At 40.1% G+C, this 19,842-nt stretch carries 19 protein-coding genes; 9 read left to right on the top strand and 10 right to left on the bottom strand.

The features are described from left to right. Positions 1 to 42 precede the first annotated feature (42 nt). Positions 43 to 1,362 (bottom strand): ammonium transporter, encoded by a 1,320-nt coding sequence (locus ABJD64_RS03360; protein ID WP_348177402.1) that lies wholly within the window; start codon positions 1,360 to 1,362, stop codon positions 43 to 45. A gap of 499 nt (positions 1,363 to 1,861) precedes the next feature. Between ABJD64_RS03360 and ABJD64_RS03355 the strand changes: the two genes are divergently transcribed. From ABJD64_RS03355 to ABJD64_RS03345, 3 genes are all read left to right on the top strand, one after another. Beyond that, positions 1,862 to 2,206, top strand: a complete 345-nt coding sequence (locus ABJD64_RS03355) for a YraN family protein (RefSeq protein ID WP_348177400.1) — start codon at positions 1,862 to 1,864, stop codon at positions 2,204 to 2,206. Between the two features lie 107 nt (positions 2,207 to 2,313). Further along, entirely contained in the window at positions 2,314 to 2,781 is a 468-nt protein-coding gene (locus ABJD64_RS03350; RefSeq protein ID WP_348177398.1) for a DUF3291 domain-containing protein, read from the top strand. Between the two features lie 94 nt (positions 2,782 to 2,875). Continuing rightward, complete coding sequence (locus ABJD64_RS03345) at positions 2,876 to 3,343, top strand: nuclear transport factor 2 family protein (RefSeq protein WP_348177396.1); 468 nt, start codon at positions 2,876 to 2,878, stop codon at positions 3,341 to 3,343. A 62-nt stretch (positions 3,344 to 3,405) separates the two neighbouring features. Here the strand turns inward: ABJD64_RS03345 and ABJD64_RS03340 are convergent, their stop codons facing one another. The 9 genes from ABJD64_RS03340 to ABJD64_RS03300 form a co-directional block, all read right to left on the bottom strand. Beyond that, the gene (locus tag ABJD64_RS03340) at positions 3,406 to 5,175 is read right to left on the bottom strand and encodes an AMP-dependent synthetase/ligase (protein WP_348177394.1); all 1,770 of its coding nucleotides are present in this window, start codon (positions 5,173 to 5,175) and stop codon (positions 3,406 to 3,408) included. Between the two features lie 51 nt (positions 5,176 to 5,226). Beyond that, positions 5,227 to 5,973, bottom strand: a complete 747-nt coding sequence (locus ABJD64_RS03335; RefSeq protein WP_348177392.1) for an EcsC family protein — start codon at positions 5,971 to 5,973, stop codon at positions 5,227 to 5,229. Beyond that, positions 5,966 to 6,787: a GNAT family N-acetyltransferase gene (locus ABJD64_RS03330; protein ID WP_348177390.1), complete on the bottom strand. Its 822-nt coding sequence runs from the start codon at positions 6,785 to 6,787 to the stop codon at positions 5,966 to 5,968. Before ABJD64_RS03330 ends, ABJD64_RS03335 begins: the two co-directional genes overlap by 8 nt. Positions 6,788 to 6,837: 50 nt before the next feature. After that, complete coding sequence (locus ABJD64_RS03325) at positions 6,838 to 7,182, bottom strand: tRNA-binding protein (RefSeq protein WP_348177388.1); 345 nt, start codon at positions 7,180 to 7,182, stop codon at positions 6,838 to 6,840. Continuing rightward, a complete protein-coding gene (locus ABJD64_RS03320) occupies positions 7,179 to 8,036 on the bottom strand; it encodes a nucleoside phosphorylase (RefSeq protein WP_348177386.1) in 858 nt (285 codons plus the stop codon). The genes ABJD64_RS03325 and ABJD64_RS03320 overlap by 4 nt, the downstream gene beginning before the upstream one ends. 68 nt (positions 8,037 to 8,104) lie before the next feature. Continuing rightward, the gene (locus ABJD64_RS03315) at positions 8,105 to 8,743 is read right to left on the bottom strand and encodes an acetyltransferase (protein WP_348177384.1); all 639 of its coding nucleotides are present in this window, start codon (positions 8,741 to 8,743) and stop codon (positions 8,105 to 8,107) included. 31 nt (positions 8,744 to 8,774) lie between these two features. Then, positions 8,775 to 9,818, bottom strand: coding sequence for a hypothetical protein (locus tag ABJD64_RS03310; RefSeq protein ID WP_348177382.1), 1,044 nt, complete (start codon positions 9,816 to 9,818; stop codon positions 8,775 to 8,777). Positions 9,819 to 10,010: 192 nt separating this feature from the next. After that, positions 10,011 to 11,285, bottom strand: a complete 1,275-nt coding sequence (locus ABJD64_RS03305; RefSeq protein ID WP_348177380.1) for a DUF2851 family protein — start codon at positions 11,283 to 11,285, stop codon at positions 10,011 to 10,013. A gap of 69 nt (positions 11,286 to 11,354) precedes the next feature. Beyond that, on the bottom strand, positions 11,355 to 11,936 hold the full coding sequence (locus ABJD64_RS03300; RefSeq protein WP_348177378.1) for a TIGR00730 family Rossman fold protein: 582 nt from the start codon (positions 11,934 to 11,936) through the stop codon (positions 11,355 to 11,357). A gap of 150 nt (positions 11,937 to 12,086) precedes the next feature. Between ABJD64_RS03300 and ABJD64_RS03295 the strand changes: the two genes are divergently transcribed. The 6 genes from ABJD64_RS03295 (at position 12,087) to ABJD64_RS03270 (ending at position 19,795) form a co-directional block, all read left to right on the top strand. After that, the gene (locus ABJD64_RS03295) at positions 12,087 to 13,874 is read left to right on the top strand and encodes an ABC transporter transmembrane domain-containing protein (RefSeq protein WP_348177376.1); all 1,788 of its coding nucleotides are present in this window, start codon (positions 12,087 to 12,089) and stop codon (positions 13,872 to 13,874) included. Positions 13,875 to 13,986: 112 nt separating this feature from the next. Then, positions 13,987 to 15,003, top strand: coding sequence for a TerC/Alx family metal homeostasis membrane protein (locus ABJD64_RS03290; RefSeq protein WP_348177373.1), 1,017 nt, complete (start codon positions 13,987 to 13,989; stop codon positions 15,001 to 15,003). A 59-nt stretch (positions 15,004 to 15,062) separates the two neighbouring features. Continuing rightward, entirely contained in the window at positions 15,063 to 15,548 is a 486-nt protein-coding gene (locus tag ABJD64_RS03285; protein ID WP_348177371.1) for a hypothetical protein, read from the top strand. A gap of 45 nt (positions 15,549 to 15,593) precedes the next feature. Next, complete coding sequence (locus ABJD64_RS03280; protein ID WP_348196030.1) at positions 15,594 to 17,594, top strand: OmpA family protein; 2,001 nt, start codon at positions 15,594 to 15,596, stop codon at positions 17,592 to 17,594. A 335-nt stretch (positions 17,595 to 17,929) separates the two neighbouring features. Next, a complete protein-coding gene (locus ABJD64_RS03275; RefSeq protein ID WP_348177367.1) occupies positions 17,930 to 18,355 on the top strand; it encodes a DUF1987 domain-containing protein in 426 nt (141 codons plus the stop codon). 339 nt (positions 18,356 to 18,694) lie between these two features. After that, positions 18,695 to 19,795, top strand: a complete 1,101-nt coding sequence (locus ABJD64_RS03270) for a PepSY domain-containing protein (RefSeq protein WP_348177365.1) — start codon at positions 18,695 to 18,697, stop codon at positions 19,793 to 19,795. Positions 19,796 to 19,842 lie beyond the last annotated feature (47 nt).

Genomic DNA, 19,842 nt, shown 5'->3' with positions numbered 1-19,842 from the left:
TCAGCATGTTGGCAGACATGCGAAGCAGGCTCTTTTATTTTATTAGTCGTCGTAGACGATTGTATATCCTCTGATACCATGCTCATGGGTATCGAGTCCTTCTGTTTCGTGTTGTTCTGAAACTCTCACTCCTACAGTTTTCTTCAGAATAAAGAAGATGGTGAAAGCAATAGGGAAAGCTCCCAATGCATACATAGCCACACCATAAAGCTGAGTCATGAAAGTATGATCCGGATTAGTTGAAAAAATCCCTACAGCAAGCGTACCCCAGATACCGCAAGTCAGGTGAACTGACACGGCACCAACTACATCATCCAATTTGAATTTGTCCAAAGTGATAGCAGAGAGCACTACAACAATACCTGCAACAGCTCCTACAATCAATGAATTATTAACTGAGATTACATCAGCCCCTGCTGTGATGCCAACCAGCCCGGCCAGGATGCCATTGAGCACCATACCTAGGTCAAGCCTTTTGAATACCACGTAAGCGGTAAGGAATCCGAAAAGACCTCCTGTACAAGCAGCCATAGAGGTCGTAACCAATACAAATGATACCACATCAGGATCAGCGGAAAGCACTGATCCACCGTTGAATCCAAACCAGCCTAACCATAATAAGAATACACCAATTACTGCCAGAGGTACTGAGGTACCTGGCTTATCAATGACTTTGCCATCAACATATTTTCCAAGTCTCGGTCCAATCACCATAATACCAGCCAATGCACCCCATCCACCTACTGAGTGAACAAGTGTAGAGCCCGCAAAATCATAAAATCCGGCATTATCAAGGAATCCAGCTCCCCATTTCCAACTTCCTAGAATTGGATAAACAATACCTACATACAGTAAAGTAAAAAGCATGTAAGTAGAAATTTTCACTCTCTCAGCGATGGCACCAGAAACTATAGTGGCCGCAGTGGCTGCAAACATTCCTTGAAAAAGGAAGTCCGTCCAATAAGTATATCCTCCACCCGCGTAGTCAATGGATGCACCGTCACCCGCGTCAAGTCCAAAACCTGCAAAACCGAGGACACCATCAATGATTCCAAATTCTCCAGGATACATCAGGTTAAATCCACAGATCATGTAGGTGACCAGGCCCAAAATGGGGGTGATTGTATTTTTAAACAGGATGTTTACAGTGTTTTTAGATTGGCCGAATCCAGCCTCAACACCAGCAAAACCCAGGTGCATAATGAACACCAAAGCAGTTGCCAACATCATCCAAATGTTGTTAGCCGTAAAGAGTGCACCAGCACTGGCAGCTGCCGCTTCTGCGACCGCCGAGGTCACTTCAGCAGGGACCTCAGTCGCTGTGGCTACTTCATCAACTACATTTGTCAACAGATTAATCATAGCATATATTTTTTAGTTCTAAATTGTTTTTCTCATGACTCACCGCTAGGGTCATCAAGGTTTTTTCATAGAATTTTGCAGTTCTGGCTGATTTGGGTTGAAAATTCAACCCATTTTTGCCGTTAAGCTGCTAATTCAAACTATTTGGGGTTAATTTTAATGCTGTTGAGATGCTAAAGTAGATTATTTACGTATAACTACGTAATTTTTATACCTACTTTTTTGATTTTTACATAGATTTTTACATTTCTCATTATTTTTTTAACCTGAAATTCAATTTTTTGCAAAATGAATATCGAGAATTGACGATAATTATGAAATTCTTATCGTTTTCGCCACATACAAGAATTTCATTCAATAATTAGCATCAAATAATAAAAATATTCCATGAATCTGCTTACATTTTTGAGACAAGCAATATTTAAAAAGTAATATAATCTGCTGTTTTTATACCTTTGAGTTAATAAATCAATCTAAAATTTGATCAATCTTGAGATCCGTGAACAAACGTAAAGAACTCGGTGAGCAAGGCGAAGATCTCGCACATACCTACTTAGCTAACAAAGGATATGTACTGCTTGAAAAAAATTATAGACGCAAGCAGTCTGAGATAGATTTGATTATGCAGGTGCAAACTACAATTGTATTTGTAGAAGTGAAGTATCGCAAATCCAATACATTCGGATACCCCGAGGAGTTCGTATCTGCCAATCAGAGACGCTCAATTATAGAAGCTGCCGATTATTACCTGACCTTAAACAACTGGGGTGGCAATATCCGATTTGATATCATAGCAATAAATGCAAGATTCGAGATTGAGCATTTCGAAGATGCATTTTATTGAATCATTCAGATCACCTAATAGATTTCATTCAAATAATTCATACGTTGAGATAAACTTACTATTCAATGGTGCGTTACAAACTGACTTGATAATTAACACGTATGACTATGACTACGCATCATTTGGCTCAGTTCAACATTACCAAGCTTAAGGCTGATCTTTCTAACCCTATTATGAAAGAGTTTAAAGATTTTCTGGCACCTGTCAATCTTCTGGCCGAGCAGAGTCCGGGCTTTGTCTGGAGATTCAGCGATGAAAGTGGGGAAGCTGCCATTGATGTTGAGACTCCATTTGAGGACCCTTCAATATTTGTAAATATGTCCGTATGGGAAAATTATGAATCACTAAGGGCATATACTTACGATACGGTTCATAGCTATTTTCTGAAGAGCAGAAAAAAATGGACGGAAAAAATGGATAGTCATCAAGTAGTGCTCTGGTGGGTTGAACAGGGTACTATACCAACATTGATTGAGGCTAAAGAAAAGCTAGATAAATTAGAACAATCGGGACCTTCTTATGAAGCTTTTAATCTTCATGAACGTTTTACATCAGAAGGCAAAAAGGCTTTTTAGCCTACTTAGGGGCGTATTATGTGAAGAGATTTATGCGTTTTTTATGAGAGATTATTAGATTTGATTTATAAGAATCAAATAGTCAATCAAGAAAATGAAAATCAAATTAGTACTTCTATTTATTCCTTTACTTCTTTCTGCTTGCCAGACTAACTTACTTGAAATTGAAAGAGAGGCCATGCAAGCAACCATGGAAAAGCACCTTAATGCAGTGGCTACAAGAAACATCGAGGATCTATCTGCTACACTCTCCACAGATGATGATATGATTCTCATACTTCCTCAAACAGAAATAACCTATACCACAAAGGAGTTTATTGACTACCACATAGAATGGTTCGAGGACACGTCTTGGACCTTTGACTCAAAGATTATAAGCCTGAAGGCAGGCACCTATTTTGGAATGGCTGTTGTGGAGGTTATGTACCGCGAACCAAATCGCAATGGGAAACCCTACTTTAATAGAATGAACGTCAGTTACGTTTTGGAAAAGAAAGCCGGACGCTGGTGTGTCATTAAGGACCACGCTAGTTCGATAGAAAAAGGCGAGGATAAACAGTAGAGAATGCATGAATCTTTGAAATAGTCAAAGATTCAACCCTAGACTCTTTCAGAGCGCGTCAATTAATTCGAAATCATATAAATCCGCTCGATCAGTTCCTTGAACTTATCCTTAATTACTCGACGTTTGAGTTTGAGCGTGGGTGTAAGTTCTCCCGTATCAATCCCCCAGACTGTCTCAACCAGTTCAAATTTTTTGATCTGCTCCCAATTGCCAAACTCTTCGTTAAATCGACTTACTTCATCCTGATAAAGCCTAATTACCTCTTGGTGACCGACCAAACTCCTCGGGTCACCTTCTGCAATACCATTGCTTTTCTGCCATTCAGTTAGCGCCTCGAAATTTGGCACAATTAAGGCTGATGGAAATTTCTTCCCTTCTCCTACAACCATTATCTGCTCAATGTAGATGCTCTCCTTGAATTTGTTCTCCATCATTTGAGGAGCAATGTACTTTCCTCCGGAGGTCTTGAACATTTCTTTTTTCCTGTCAGTAATTCGGAGGAATTCTTCTTCGACTACACCAATATCTCCAGTATGAAACCATCCGTCTTGAATTACTTCATTCGTGAGTTCCGGAGCTTTGTAATAACCCATCATGATATTGGGGCCTTTGCACAGAATCTCACCGTCTTCTGCTATCCTCACCTCTACGTCATCTATGAGTTTACCGACTGCTCCTATGCGTACATGATCTGGATAGGGTGCAGTTGCAGTAATCACCGGCGAAGTTTCAGTAAGTCCATATCCTTCGCAAACCGGAATCTCGGCTGCCCAAAACACCCTGGCCAACCGCGGTTGAAGGGCGGCTGCACCGGAAGAGATGAACTTCAGTTTTCCTCCTAAGGCCTCTTGCCACTTGGAAAAAATCAATTTCCTCGCGATTTTCAGTTTGAAATGATACCAGCTACTGAAATTTCCGTTGGGGTCATACTTGAGACCCAAATCAATGGCCCAGAAGAATAACTTTCGTTTGAGCATGGGCAGCTCATAACCCTTGGAAACAATTTTGTCATATACTTTTTCCAGTAGACGAGGCACACAGGTGAACATGTTTGGATTGACCTCTTTTATGTTTTCACCAATCTTATCCATACTTTCTGCATAGTAGATGGCCAAACTGTTGTAGAAATATACATATATGGCGGTCCGCTCATAGATGTGGCACATAGGCAAGAAACTCAATGTTCGATCCTCGCCTGCTACCAAACTACCCATAATTCGTTTGGAGACACCCAATGTATTGGAGACAATGTTGTTGTGACTTAACATCACCCCTTTAGGTCTTCCTGTGGTACCGGAGGTATAAATTATAGTCAGGAGATCAGATGGTTGAACTTCATCCATTAGCTTTTGAACATCCGCGAGGTCTCCTTGGGGGTTCCTGTTCTTCACCTCCATCCAATGCTCTACTCTGTCCACTTCATCAAAAGAGTACACAAATTCAATATTCAGGGAAGCGGTTGCGATTTTAACCTTATCGATTAGTTCCTGGTTTGCAGCAAATATCATTTTGACCTCTGCATGTCCAAAAATATATTCGTAATCTTCAACTGTAATTGTTGGGTACATCGGAACGGTCACTACGCCAATTTGCTGACAAGCAAAATCCACAAAGTTCCATTCTGGTCTATTCGGTGACACGATAGCCACCTTGTCACCGGGATTTAGTCCCAGCGCCAACATCCCCAGGCTCATATCATTTACGATCTGGACTACTTCATCAGTACTAAAACCTTTCCACTGGCCAAATTCTTTATAATTCAGGGCATTGGAAATACGACATTGATTCTGTTGATAAGAAAGGAAGTCAAATACTCGAGTGGGTGTCATAAAATCGAATTTAGAGTCTTCTAAGATAAAGATTCTGGCGGTTTTGTTTTGCTATTTCAGAAAATTATCCGCCAACCCTTTTGGCATTAGTTTTCGAAGTCGATAGGCATTCATAGCTGTATTACCCAGTCGATTAGTCAGTTTATGGTTTACATATGCCCCAACGACTGCTCCAACGCCAGGGATCAGCTGTAGCAACTTGGCTAAATCCAGATGATCTCGATATTCCTGTTGGAATGATTGCCAATCGAACGCATTGATATCAGATGGTAGTCGATCTTTTTGTACTTCCCAGTTGCTGACAATTAAATATATTTCGTTTCTTCTTTTTTGGCTTGAAAAAGCCAACTGAAAAACGTACAAAATGAACAGTCGCTCTTTATAATCTTTGGTGTCATAACCATAAGATGAAGCTATATCAAAGAGCATTTTCATCTTGATGGACAACCAAAGTGGGAAATCTGCCAATCCACTTACAAAACCTCCAAAACCCGTAATGGCGCCCTCAGCCGTAGCCGTTGAAGTATAGCGATTGATCTTTTCTTTTACCTCTTCCTCAATATCCATCAAAGATCGGATTCCCGTGGCAGGCTTGGTTGTAAATTCGGCTCCGATAAGAACTGCCCTGGTCAACTCTTTAATTACTTTGGTAATCAGGCGATGTAGACGGTTGGGCAACAAACTATTGATTCTGGTCTGTAGTCTTCTTACAGCGGCATTGGAAAATGAAGGGGTTCGTTGCATAGCCACTTGCCATTCACTCAGCTCTCCAGCTATTTTCTCTTCATAATCAGACATCCGCTATTTTCTTTTGCATTTCAAATTGAAGAAGATCGCATCCAAATCCTAGTTTGGTGAAAAAATTAATCACGCCTTCCTGTTTCGTTTCAATATTCAATACTGATAAGGCTTTGCTTTCGCACAACTGTTGTGCTTGATATACCAAAGCCCCCGCAATTCCCTGTCTTCGAAATTCAGGCCTGACAGCTAATTGCGCAATTCGTCCGTTGCCAGGTTGAAATATAATATAGGCCAACAGTTCGTCTCCCTTTCTAAACTCCAGGATGCTTTCTTTAGCCAGATGATGCTTGATCTGCGAAAGTTGGTCTAACATACCAGGTTGAATTTCTCCAATCGAAGAGTATTCCTCAATAGAGAAGTCAAGAACCTTACTAAACCTATCTGACAGGTTTCGGATGTTATTCAATCTGCCATCTTTCAGCATAAAGCACTGAAAAGTTTTGCCTCTTTCAAATCCAGCGTTTTCATATGCGGATATGGCTCTGGCATTATCTGTTAAAACTTCAAGCACGCATTTCTCTATTCCCCTTTTTTTCATTTCCGGAAGTATGAAATCATACATTCTGCCGGTCAATCCCTGACCCGTGTAACCAGGTATAACCCCAGTTCCTCCGTTGTATGCTGCGAGTTGCCCTTCGTATGTATTCATACTCTGAAATATAAACCCAACAAGCTTGTCTCCTGAGTATATACCTGGAGATATTTCAAATTCAATGTTGAGTTTGGAAAGCATTCTATCTTCAAAAGCTTCCCTCGACATTTTCATATTTACCTTGTAGTCCGAAAAGGCCTCAATAAAGGTTCTATGCATTTGACCAATATCATCTGGTCGGAGTGCTCTATAAATCAACGGCCGGGTCATTAGCAAAGTCTGGCGCCATTTGGGAGTTTGCGTTCGACGCCGGATAGCACAATATCTCCGTTTGCATCTGCAAAGCCCGTTACCAATATTTCCGACATGAACTTCCCTATCTGTCTGGGTGGAAAATTGACAACGCATAGGACTTGTCTACCCACCAAATCTTCAAGAGTATAATGTACTGTGATTTGCGCACTTGATTTTTTTACTCCAATTTCTACGCCCAAATCAACCGTTAATTTATAGGCTGGTTTTCTTGCTTCTGGGTATGGTTCGGCAGTAAGTATTGTTCCCACCCGTAGATCGACCTTTTCGAAATCATTCCAGTCTATCAGTTTCTGATTCATATTCTTTCTAAAGTTTTTTGGATTAAATCCTTTACTACTCGTCCTGGTTGCGCTGAAAATTCATGAGTCACGCGATTGGCAAGAATAGCATTTAAGCTCAATACCTCATGTCCTAGTAATCTCCCAAAGGCATAATAAGCTGCAGTTTCCATTTCGAAATTGTCTAGTCTGAAGTTTCCATTTCTATAACCATTCAGGCTATCCATAAAGCTAGAAGAAGCATTTTTAGCCCTTACAGTTCTGCCCTGAGGGCCGTAAAACCCTGGGCACGTTGCTGTATTTCCAGTTGTCATATCAAATGCCAATTTCTCTTTTAGGTCAACCGAGCCAGATACACAATACGGTTTGAAGGGTAACCCAGTTGCAGATTGAAGTTCTAGTGAAACGGAATTTTCGAATTCTGTCTGGGTCAGGTCATAATAGCACATCAGAGAATCTAAGCCAACGGCATATTCTGAAGCGAGCAAAGTACCGACCGAAACGTCCTCCTGCATACTTCCTGAAGTACCCACCCTTACAATATTTAAGTTTGTCTTCTCTTCCTTGATTGTTCTTGTTTTCAAGTCCACATTGACCAGAGCATCGAGCTCAGTTAGAAAGATGTCAATATTGTCAGTTCCCATGCCTGTGCTCATCACTGTAAGCTCCTTACCTTGAAAAGTCCCACGATGAGTGACAAACTCCCTGTATTCCTTTTTGAAATCTACATGATCGAACGCATTGGTGATACTTTCAACTCGTCGTGGATCTCCTACTGTAATAATCGTATCGGAGATATCCTCCGGTTTGAGATGAAGATGATATACACTTCCGTCTGGATTGAGAATAAGGTCTGTTTTGGGAATTTGGGTCATGCCATTTCAAGAATGATAATTCCTGAAAAGATAGCAAAATCTAAAGTAGATTGACCAAACTCCGTGCGTTATGCATCCACTTTTTGAGCAGGATTACCGAAGACAGTCTCACCACTGGCCACATCAGCGATCACTACAGAACCGGCGCCAACCCTTGCATTTTTTCCAATCTTCACTCCGCTCACAATGACTGATCCAGCACCTACAAAAGCACTTTCTCCTAGTTCTACATTAGCGCTTACAGTTGCCCCCGCTCCAATCTGGACAAAATCCGCAAGCTTGGCATCGTGATCGACTGTGCATCCACTGTGGAGAATACAGTGATTTGCCAAATCGGACCCAGCCCCAAGGGTGACATTGGCATTAATGAAATTTCCATGACCAAGAATAGCTGACTTGGCCATATGTGCAGATGCGTGAATAGCATTCGCTGGCATCACCTTGCGCTTATCAATAAGCATCTTGGCAATCGAATGCTTCTCTTTATTGTCGTCCGTAGCGACAAAAGCTTCACATTTTTGGCCGATTAGTTTTAAGAATCCCTGATCAGTCGTTTTTCCTAAAACGGGAATATTGTCTATCTCTGTATCATGTAGAGCTTTGTCATCATCCAAGAAACCATAAACTACGCTTCCATTGGATTCGAAGATTTCAAGCGCCGCCCTACCGAGACCGCCAGTACCAAAAATAATTACGGGATTTTCCATGCCTCAAAGTTAGAGAAAGAGATGAGATCAATTAATCTTTTGATAGGATTTTAGTCGATTTCAATTGATAAACCACCAACATGATTACAAATGGCACATAGTATATTTTGAAGCGAGCCAATGTACCAAAGTTTGGCGCAGAGTAACTCAAAAATATGGATAGCCCACTTATATAAATAATGACAGCCAATAGCTCTGGAGAAAATTGCCGTCTAACCTTAAAAAAGAGTGAAAATGAAATCACGGCAGCGACTAAAAGAACTGAGTTTTCCAGGCTGGAAAGTACAGCAGGAAAAGTCATATCCTCTCCAATCAATGGACGAAATATTCCGGAAAAACCCAGATAGGGGAGGTTAACCACGGTGTCTAAGTTGCTACCAAACCATGTTAATGTGTGCAGCGCCCCATCGGGAACCAATCGGATATATTCATAATGGCTGGCCTGCATGACTCTCCACAATTCGCCATAGCTCAGGTTGGGACTAAGCCAGGATAGAAAGAGCAAGATCGGAAGTGCCAGCACAACCATTAGTAATCCAGTTTTCTTCCAAATCCCAGATACGCCCGTCTTACTCCAAAAAGACATGTGATATAATGCCAAATAGATAAGTAGAGGAATCAGTGCTGCCGCGATATAATATTTAATGAAAACGATGATCAGCAAGGCTACTGCAGCAATAAAAATATTGCCTGCATGTAATTTTCTGCTTTGATACCGTGAAAAGTAGGTTCCTACTAAAAACGTCAGAGCTCCAAAAGCTAGACTTTCTTTGAGCAGGCCCGAAGACCAAAATACTATGGACGGGTAGTATAAAAAAGCAATATGTGCAGGATAGGCCAATTCGGATTTCCACCGGGCAATTTTATCAACAAGATAGGCACATCCCAAAAAACTGAAAAGCGAAAAATAAGCTGACAACATCCAATAATCAGCATGGGTCAACCATTTTATGATAGCTAAAATTCTGACGAAATAGATGGCTCTAACTGGCTGATTGGCAACTGTCCTTTCCGTCACAGATTTAAGCAAAGAAGCCAAATCTTGATTGGCCAATTCGCTGGCTTGGTTGAACATCGTTATAGTGTCTCCGCTTTGGTAATGGGAGAAAAAAAGTTGACCCAATAATAATCCACAGATGATTTTAAATCCTAAGGCTGGCCAATAATGAACTTTTAATGTGCTCTTTTTATATCTATTATAACACCATAGACTGATACCGATCAGGATTGAAACATTGATAATATAAATGAGGGCTATTTGCAAGAGCTAACTATTGATGAGGCTGACCCCGATTTTACAGGAGAGGCATTTCTTTTTTAGACAAAATTCGTTCCTTAGCCCAATCAGAGCCTGACTATCAAATGCATCTTTTGCCTTGAAATCCAGGTTTTCCCACATGGTAATAATATGGTTTTTCTCAGGTTTCACGTTTTGCAAAAGAGCAATGGCTTTATCCATATAGGTGTGATCGTCAGTATACTGTGAATATGCCGCTAAAAGTGGCGCTACAGTATTTATGAAAATGAGATCTATACTCGATTTGCCTAATTTTTTCACCGCTCGCTTACTTTTCTTTCCAAAGTCATAATGCTCCTTCCAATACTTGGAAACATCAAAATCAAAAAGTGCAAGTAATTCTTTCTGATCCGTGTAATGTATGAACTGGTCGAAGCACTTTGAATTCTTTCTAAAAAAAGCAGAAAACTGACCGAGCCGGACTGTTGGAAAGTTACCGGGGCGAAGTCTTAAATATTTCCATTCTGCCCGAATCATTGCCAATTCTTCAAGCTTATATTTTTTTGACAAATAATTAAACTCCTTTCTTAGTTCCGCATGATAACTGTCCTCAGATCCAACTAGAAATCCTGCCATCCCAAAAATCAATGCCTCAGACTCCCTCTCTTGTTCGGCATGACGGATCAGTATTTTATGACTAACAGATTCGGCCAACTTCAAAAACGAGTCTTCATTAGTTTTAAATCCGAAGTTCTTGGCTAGGAGCTGGTAAACAGTTTCCTCCCAGTTCCCATTATTCTTAGCTAGTTGCTGCAATACCATTTCAGATTTTTGCTTCAACCTGGCAACACCAGCCTGATCAAGCATAGCTAGCTTATCTATATTTCTAACTTGATGAAATTGTGATGCACATGGAATTTTTTCAGGGTTTTTTATAAGCTGGTTGCACTTCCTGAGCAGGTCCGGCTTGATCCTCTCTTGCAGTTCGAGCACCGGGAGAACCTGGCCACTGGCACTTTGCACTTCTTCGTCATGCTCCCAAACTACATGCAAAACTACATTGTTGTACCCCTCGTCATGTTGATGCTTATGACGATTCCAATCAGAGGATTTTAGATGTAGTTCTATATGTCCATACCATGTGATGTCTCCAATGAGTAATTTGGCATTTAAAAAGTCAGGGCCTGCGTCAGTGTTGTAGTTTCCAATGGAATATATCTGAAGTGGTTGACGGTCTGAAGTGGTCAATTCAATAGTATTGAACTTCTGAAATTGCCAAATGAAATGTAGAAACGATTCGCGCACAGAGAGTTTTGTTGATTTATTAAATTCGTCTTAGGTTTTAATTTAAGAATTGGCTTGATCCGATCAAAATCAGGTGAGTCCCAGTTTTTGCTCAAAAGAAGCACCATCTAATTTAAAGTTGCTCATTTTATTCAATAGTCCGAGGACAGTGTCGTCAGTAACAAACAATTCTAAATTGGAGGCCTTAACGAAACCATGCCGGTGCATATCTTGAAACAAGTCTAATAGTTTATTATAAAATCCATTAACATTCAATATTCCAATTGGTTTTTTAATTAGACCCAGCTGCGCCCAGGTCATTACTTCAGCCAATTCTTCCAAAGTACCAAAACCACCTGGCAGAGCAATAAATCCATCTGCCTTTTCAACCATAATGGTTTTCCTTTCATGCATATTTTTCGTCTGTATCAATTCTGTCACCTCGTAATTAGTGATTTCCCTCTTATCCAAAAAATCAGGAATCACGCCTGTTACTTCACCACCATTTTCCAAACAAGCGCTAGCCACAGCACCCATAGTTCCAATTTGGGCTCCTCCATAAACCAATCTGATTTTTCTAGCGGCTAATGTTTGTCCCAGAGCTAAGGCCGTTTCTTTATAGACGTCCTCATTTCCACTTGAGGATCCACAATACACACAAATGCTGTTCATCTAACTAAGATAGCTTCTTGAATCAAATTGCCAAAGATCTGATCCGCTCATCTGGTATAATATTACCTGCTATCGTTTTTCCGCTCTTTTCGGAAAAGGTTGGACGTGTGGGTTGATCAGGATAAATTTGCGGACATTTTAAGCATTGTTATGGCCAAGGAAAAATTAAAAGCAGAGGAGAAGCGTGCACTCAACAAGGAAAATTTTAGGAAACTATATGGTATCTTTCGTTACTTGCTACCATATAAGGCTAAGTTTTTAATAGGTCTGGCCTTTCTTGTTCTCGGTAGCTTTTTTCTATTGGCGTTTCCTCTCATAACAGGCAAATTAATCGATGTTGCCTCGGGTGAAGGTACATGGCTGCTCAACGATATCAATAGCATCGCCCTGAGCTTAATAGTTATTCTTTTCTTACAAGGTATCTTTTCATTTTTTAGAGTATATCTATTCGCTCAAGTTAGCGAACACGCCATGGCTGACGTCCGCTTTGCCTTATACAAAAAGATACTATATCTTCCAATTAGCTTCTTTGACAGACATCGAACGGGAGATTTGATGAGTAGAATGTCCTCTGACGTCACTATGTTGCAAACCACTTTTTCCACCACGTTGGCAGAGGTAATAAGACAGGTGGTTACTTTGGCTGTAGGCATTGCCATGATTTTTATTAACACACCTGCGCTGAGTGTATTCATGTTACTTACATTCCCACTGCTTATCGTTGCGGCCATGGTCTTTGGCAAAAAGATACGTGTGCTCTCACGCCAATCGCAAGATGAATTGGCTCAATCTTCAACCATTGTCGAGGAAACTTTCCAATCCATACTCGCAGTGAAATCCTTTACCAATGAGTTATTTGAAAAGACGAGGTATCAAAATTCTCTTAAGCAAGTTGTAACTATTGCCCTGAAAGCTGCTACTTATCGAGCCGGATTTATTTCATTCATCATATTTGCTCTTTTTGGTGGGATGGTTGCAATTATGTGGTACGGCGCACTTCTATTACAACGCGGTGAAATGTCAGTAGGCGATTTAATTTCATTTGCTTTTTATACCGCATTCATTGGAGGTTCGATAGCTGGTATAGGAGATTTATTCGGGCAGATACAACGCGCCATTGGTGCTTCGGAGCGTATTTTGGAAATTCATCAAGAGTCTTCAGAAACGGAAGAATCTTCAAATAATGATGCCCCAAGATTCAAGGGGAACATTTCGTTCGACCATGTAAGTTTCCAATACCCAAGCAGAAAAGATATGGCCATTCTCGAAGGCTTTACCATGAATGTAGAAGCGGGTGAAAAAGTAGCTTTAGTTGGCAAAAGTGGAGCTGGCAAGTCGACAGTAGCTCATTTACTTATGCGTCTCTATAATGGATATAGTGGTAGTATTAAAGTGGATAATAAGGACATTGATTCTTATGACCTTTCTGACTTCAGAAAAAATATCGGCATCGTACCACAGGAAGTCATTCTGTTCGGAGGATCGATAAGAGAAAACATTGCTTACGGAAAGCCAAGTGCCACTATAGAAGAGATAGAAGACGCAGCCAATAAGGCGCATGCACTTGAATTCATAAAATCGTTTCCGGAAGGTTTTGATACCCTGGTAGGAGAAAGAGGTGTCAAATTATCTGGTGGTCAGCGTCAGCGAATTGCCATCGCTAGAACAATTCTAAAAAATCCGGCCATTTTGATTCTTGATGAAGCAACTAGTGCTTTGGATGCAGAATCAGAGCAAAAGGTACAGTTAGGTCTGAACGAACTGATGAAGGGAAGGACTACCATTATCGTTGCGCATAGACTCGCTACGATAAAAGAAGTTGACAGAATTTACGTGATCGAGAATGGCAAGATCAAGGAATCTGGTGCTCACAACGAATTAATTGACAATTTAAAGGGAACCTATCACCATTTGGTCAATTTACAATTGGTGAATTAAATACACAATTATGCAATAAATTTCATTATCTCCCTGATTATCATTTCCTTTGCGCCTTGTTAGTTGAATTTTCGATTAACAACTAGTAAAAACCACCAAGATAAACATATCCATGATTCTCAATTTGTTTTCGGGCACTAACGAAGTGCTGCTATTCGGCGTCTTCGGAATTGTGATCATTCTTTTCCTTGCTGTTGATTTAGGACTTGTCCATAAAGGCCCAGCAAAAATCACGCAAAGAGACGCTCTGCTTCAGACCATATTCTGGATCGTCATTTCTACAATATTTGGTGGATTGATCTATTACTTCGGCGGAGGTTCTGAAGATGCATTAGAGTACTTTTCGGCCTATGTAACGGAAAAAGCCCTCTCTGTTGATAACATCTTTGTCATTCTGTTGATATTAAGGTATTTCAAGATAAAGGATGAGTACTATCATGACATACTGTTCTGGGGTATTTTAGGTGCTATTATTTTTCGTGCCGTTTTCATATTCCTGGGTGCTCTGCTTATTGGTGAGTTCCACTGGATATTATACATCTTCGGCGTATTCCTGGTCTACTCTGGAATCAAAATCTTCAATGAAGATGATGACATGGAGATAGAACCTGAGAAAAATGTCTTGACACGCTGGGCCAAAAAAGTTTTACCTATTTCTACCGAAGATAGAGGTGGCAGATTTGCATTTATCGAGAAAGGGAAACTTTGGTTTACTCCATTATTTCTTGTTATACTGTTGATTGAATCAACAGATTTAATCTTTGCAGTAGATTCCATTCCTGCTGCATTCGCCATTACTCAAAACGAATTTGTTATTTACACATCTAACATTTTCGCTGTTATGGGACTACGTGCCATGTTCTTTCTCCTGGCAAATATCCTCGATCGATTCTATTTACTGCAGAAGGGCTTGTCGGTTGTGTTGATTTTTATAGGCGTAAAAATGCTTTTGGAAATGAACATTATACAACAAGGTTTTAACATGGCATTTGGTATAGAGCATGCGCATATCCCTGTCATTTGGTCCTTTATTGTAATCATTGTGGCCCTTACTCTATCTATTATTCTCTCAATCATGTTTCCTCAGCAGGAAGAAATCGTGGAACCAGTCAAGACTACTGAAAATTAATAGCGATTATCGTTACTTTTGAAGCCTGAATTTCGTTAGGCAATAAAAACAATGCTATTATGTATATTCCGTTTGAAGAAATGGCGGAGACGTCTCGTGTTTGGGTTTATCAGGCAGACAGATTGCTTTCTGAAAATGACAAACTTAGACTGAGCGCAAAATGCAACTCATTTTTACAACAATGGGCCGCGCATGGTCAGTCACTTAAGAGTTCTTTTCAGATTGCTCATGACAAGTTTTTAATAATCAGCGCCGACGAGTCATTCAATCAGGCCAGCGGTTGCTCCATAGACGCATCAGTTTCACTAATTAAGAGCCTGGAGCAAGAACTGAACATCAATTTCTTTGATCGTACTAAAGTTTGTTTTTTAATTGACGGTAAGGTTATTGATTTTCCCATGACAGGAATTAAATCAAATGTAGAGGATGGGAAAATTACCGAATCTACCTTAACGTTCAATAATTTGGTCAGTGACATTAAGGCATTCAATGAAAATTGGAAGGTGGAAGCAAAAAACAGTTGGCTAAAGCGCTATTTCCAGTAAGGGGCGTATATTAGGAATGTGTTTTATCTTTAGCCACACCATGATATGGATTCTATGATATTTAATAGCAGACTTCTTAGCTTAATTCTAGTATGTGTACTAGCCTCATGTAGCGCGACTAATAAGGCAACCAAAAGTTTTGAGTCTGGTGAATATAGTGACGCTATCTATCAGTATGAAAAATCTTTAAAGCCAGATGACCCCGAGTCCAATTTTCTTTTAGCCGAAGCTTATCGTAAATCTAATCGAATTCAGGAAGCCGAACCTTATTATATGGCAGCCATTGATGCCGGAATTGAAGATGAAAGTGCCCACTACTTTTATGCTGTTGCTCTGAAAGCTAACGATGATGTGCAAAGGGCAAATAAAGTGCTCGAAGATTATCTTAAGAAAGGAAAAGATGATGCTGTAGTGGCCTTGGCAGAAAGAGAACTCAATAACCTAAGTCAACTCCCAGAGATTGAGACCCGAGTCAATTACTTTAGAGTTAAAAATTTAGAGGCCATTAATTCCAAATGGGCAGAATATTCACCTTTTTATAATAACGGCAGACTGTATTTCACCTCTAATCATCATGGTGGAAAAATTTACAAGGGAACGGGTACGCCGTTCACCGACATTTTCGTGGTCAACACACGAGGAGCTAAAGTTGACATTGCAACTCTGGAAGAACTTAGCCCAATTATTAACGAACCCAATGTAAACCTTGGATCTATTACCATGTCCAAAAATGGCAATACCGTCATTTTTGCCAAGGGTAACTCTGGAAAATCATCTGGCCCAAGCGAGGTCAATCTATACTTTACAAGATTTCGGAATGGAACCTGGCAGACACCCAGGCCTTTGAGCATCAATGGTCAAGATACCTGGGACTCCACTCCTGCACTAAGCCCTGAGGGTACAACACTATATTTCTCATCCAATCGAGAAGGCGGGTTCGGAGGATTGGACATTTATACAGCATCGCTGAATAGAAGGGGCCGATGGGTAGATGTTCGAAACATGGGAGAGCACGTAAATACTCCGGGAAATGAAATTTTTCCCTATGTAGGTGGCACGGGTAAACTTTACTTTTCTTCTGATGGGTGGCCTGGTTTCGGTGGCCTGGATATTTTCGAGGCAACTCGAGAAGGGGGACACATTAAGCTTGAGAATCTCGGTGCTCCTATTAATTCCAATGCTGATGATTTTGGCCTATTTCTTTTTAATCCTTCTCGTGGATTTTTTACTTCCAACAGAAAAGGTGGCAAAGGCGATGACGATATCTATACCTTCGTGAATGATGATCCTAATCTAAAAATCGTGAATTACTGGCTAGCAGGTACAACACTAACTCATGATGACAATGACAATCTCGTGCCGCTATCTAATACCAAAGTAGTTCTAAAAGATGCAGATAATGAGATAATCGATGAAAAATTCACTCAGGTCGATGGCAAATACCGCTTTCGCGTTTTTGCTGAAGAAAATTACTATTTAGTTGCTGAAAAAGAAGATTACTTCACTTCCAGAATTGACTTTTCAACGATCGGAAAATCTGTTGATCGTGCTGAGCTAAAAGAGATGATAACTAATGTGCAATTTGAAGTGGATTTGCCGCTAGATCAAATTGTGGTAGACAAAGCCATTGTGCTGAACAATATCTATTACGATCTAAACAAGGCCGACATTAAGACTGAAGCTGCAGCTGAATTAGATAAACTGGTCACGCTAATGAAAGATAACCCCACCATCAATATTGAACTCAGTTCACATACTGATGTAAGGTCCAGCCATGACTATAACATGAACCTGTCTCAAAGAAGAGCACAGTCGGCCGTAAACTATTTGGCCTCTCAAGGAATTGAAGGGCGTAGAATGATAGCCAAAGGATACGGAGAAACTAAACTCATTATTGAAGATGCCCAAACTGAAGAGCAACACCAAGTCAACAGGCGTACTGAATTTAAAGTAACGAAATACAATAAGAAGTTTGCCAAGCAGCAGGCTGAGGAAGGTTTTGACGAAACAGATAGGTTCTTTGATGACGCTGAAGACTCGCAATAACCACTAATCAGCAATTAGGGAAATTACCTATCTACTTAATATTGCCTGACAATTCTCACGTCGATGAAGGAAATTTCAACTGAACGCTGCGCCTTTTACAGCTATTTTTTTGCTCGTGTCGACCGTTATGGCACCTTTTGTAGATAAAAATAAATTTTTAGGAGAATCCTGTATTCTATTTTTTTAAAAATCAACTGATCTTTGAACTTGAAATAATATCAATCAACCAGCTAGTTCTTCTTACTTATTAAACAAGAGTGTTAGCACTAATTAGTGTGAATCGTCGGAATGATTATTCCTTTTGACTAGGATTCCTCTAGCATAAATTTCTATATATGAAAGGTTTTTTTATAAGAGCAACAAGAGTGACCCCCTCGATATACTTCGATCCAGGAAAAGGATTACTGGACATCAGAGGGAAATCAAGCCCTGAAAATCCTCTTGTTTTCTATAGATATATTAATGATTCAATTGATCATTTCGGAAAAACTGCCAAAGAGGCAATCACGCTAAATGCCGCATTTGAGTATTTCAATACTAGCTCATCAAAATGTATCTACATTTTATTTAAAAAACTGAATGACCTGAAATTGGAACGTGGTAAGGAAATACACATCAACTGGTATTACGAAGAAGGTGACGAAGATATGCTAGAAGCTGGAGAAGATCTTAGTTCATTTTTTAACTATGATTTCAACTATGTGGAAATTCCAGAAATCAAAATTCTTGGCGAAATGAAAGAAGAATCTTCGGATAGTTAACCCTAAACAAGATTTTGAACTGCGTAAAAGTCCCTTTTTATAAGGGACTTTTTGTATTTGAGCTGCAACACCATGTCAAAATACCCCAATCCTCCGATTTTCCTTCAAATTCATAAAAATATTCAACCTGCTATATGCGCACGTTCATCGAACGCATCCTTTTAGTCATCTAAAAGTCGCTCCCAAAGTCCAATATAATTTTTCGAAACAGCGTTTTACCCATCACAAATCATAATCTTTGTTTTGTATAATTAATTACATTAATAATTATATCACAGGATAATGATCGCTATATAAATCAAACTTAAATCATTATTATCCTATTAAAACCGAACAAAAATGGACAAAGGAATCAAAAGTTTATTACTGTATTTTATGGCTTTATTACTCTTAGCCATGGTCAGCTGTTCTGAAGATGAGCTGAAAGATCTTGCCAATTCTGAAATTGGCAACTATGAAGCAGAGCAATTCAATGATCTTACCATTGAAGAATTTAGTGCATTGGAAACTCCGTTTGAATCATTGCTGAGTGCTGCTTCCAGCGGAGGCAGAACCCTAGAAGGCATTGACATCGATGAGCTTACTTCAGCTATTCTTGAAGTTTTGGAAGGAGCCAAAAAGATAGAAATTAAAGAGAGTGAAGAACGTGGCCTGGCTGTTTACGAAATTGAACTACTTCTCGCCTCAGGCGGAAAATTAGAAGTTGTGGTAGTTAAGGATGTGTTTGAAATCTTAGAAGTGGAAGGACAATCCGGGCCATTCGATTATGATATTGACCCGCAAGGCAGCTTCATATCTCTTTCTGAAGCCCTTCTATTGGCTACAGATTCCCTTGGTGGAGAAATCACAAGATGGGAACTTGAGCTGGAGGAGGACAACAAATGGGAATTTGAAGTACATATCGCATCTGATGCCGGGAAATTCGAAGTAGAAATTGATGCGTTCACGGGAGCTATTTTGGACATAAACAAAATAGAAGAGGATGATGAAGAAGATTTCGAAGAAGAGGATGAGCAGGTTCCCGCAAATGTATTGGAAGCTATAGGTTGGTATATCGAAGGAGATCTGGTTCAGGCCTCGAAATACGAAAAGGAAGAGCAGGTCTATTGGAACGTTTATGTAAAAACGGAATCCGGTGCACTCGTTAAGCTTGTCATCACTGAAGATACAGAAGACCTGGTAGATGCCCGGGATGAAGATGGGCCTTATGATTACAATTTAACACCAGGAGAGAATTTTATTTCGCTTGAAGAGGCCATTGAAGTTGTTCAACAAGCCTTCGAAGGAGAACTATACTATTGGTACTTTGAGCAAATATGGCATCAAGAAGCTGCTCACTGGGCGTACGTTATAAAAATTCGTAACGACCAGGATCAATATTACAAATTCGGAATTGACGCAACAACAGGAGATATTCTTTTTGAAGAATTCTTCGACTAAGACTTACCGCTATGGTAAGAATTTCGGAGCGGCCTTTGGCCGTTCCG

It is taken from the genome of Reichenbachiella sp. (assembly GCF_039944555.1).
Taxonomy (GTDB): domain Bacteria; phylum Bacteroidota; class Bacteroidia; order Cytophagales; family Cyclobacteriaceae; genus Reichenbachiella.
The sequence above is the reverse complement of the archived record's forward strand: the minus strand, read 5'-3'. Positions and strand labels throughout refer to the sequence as shown.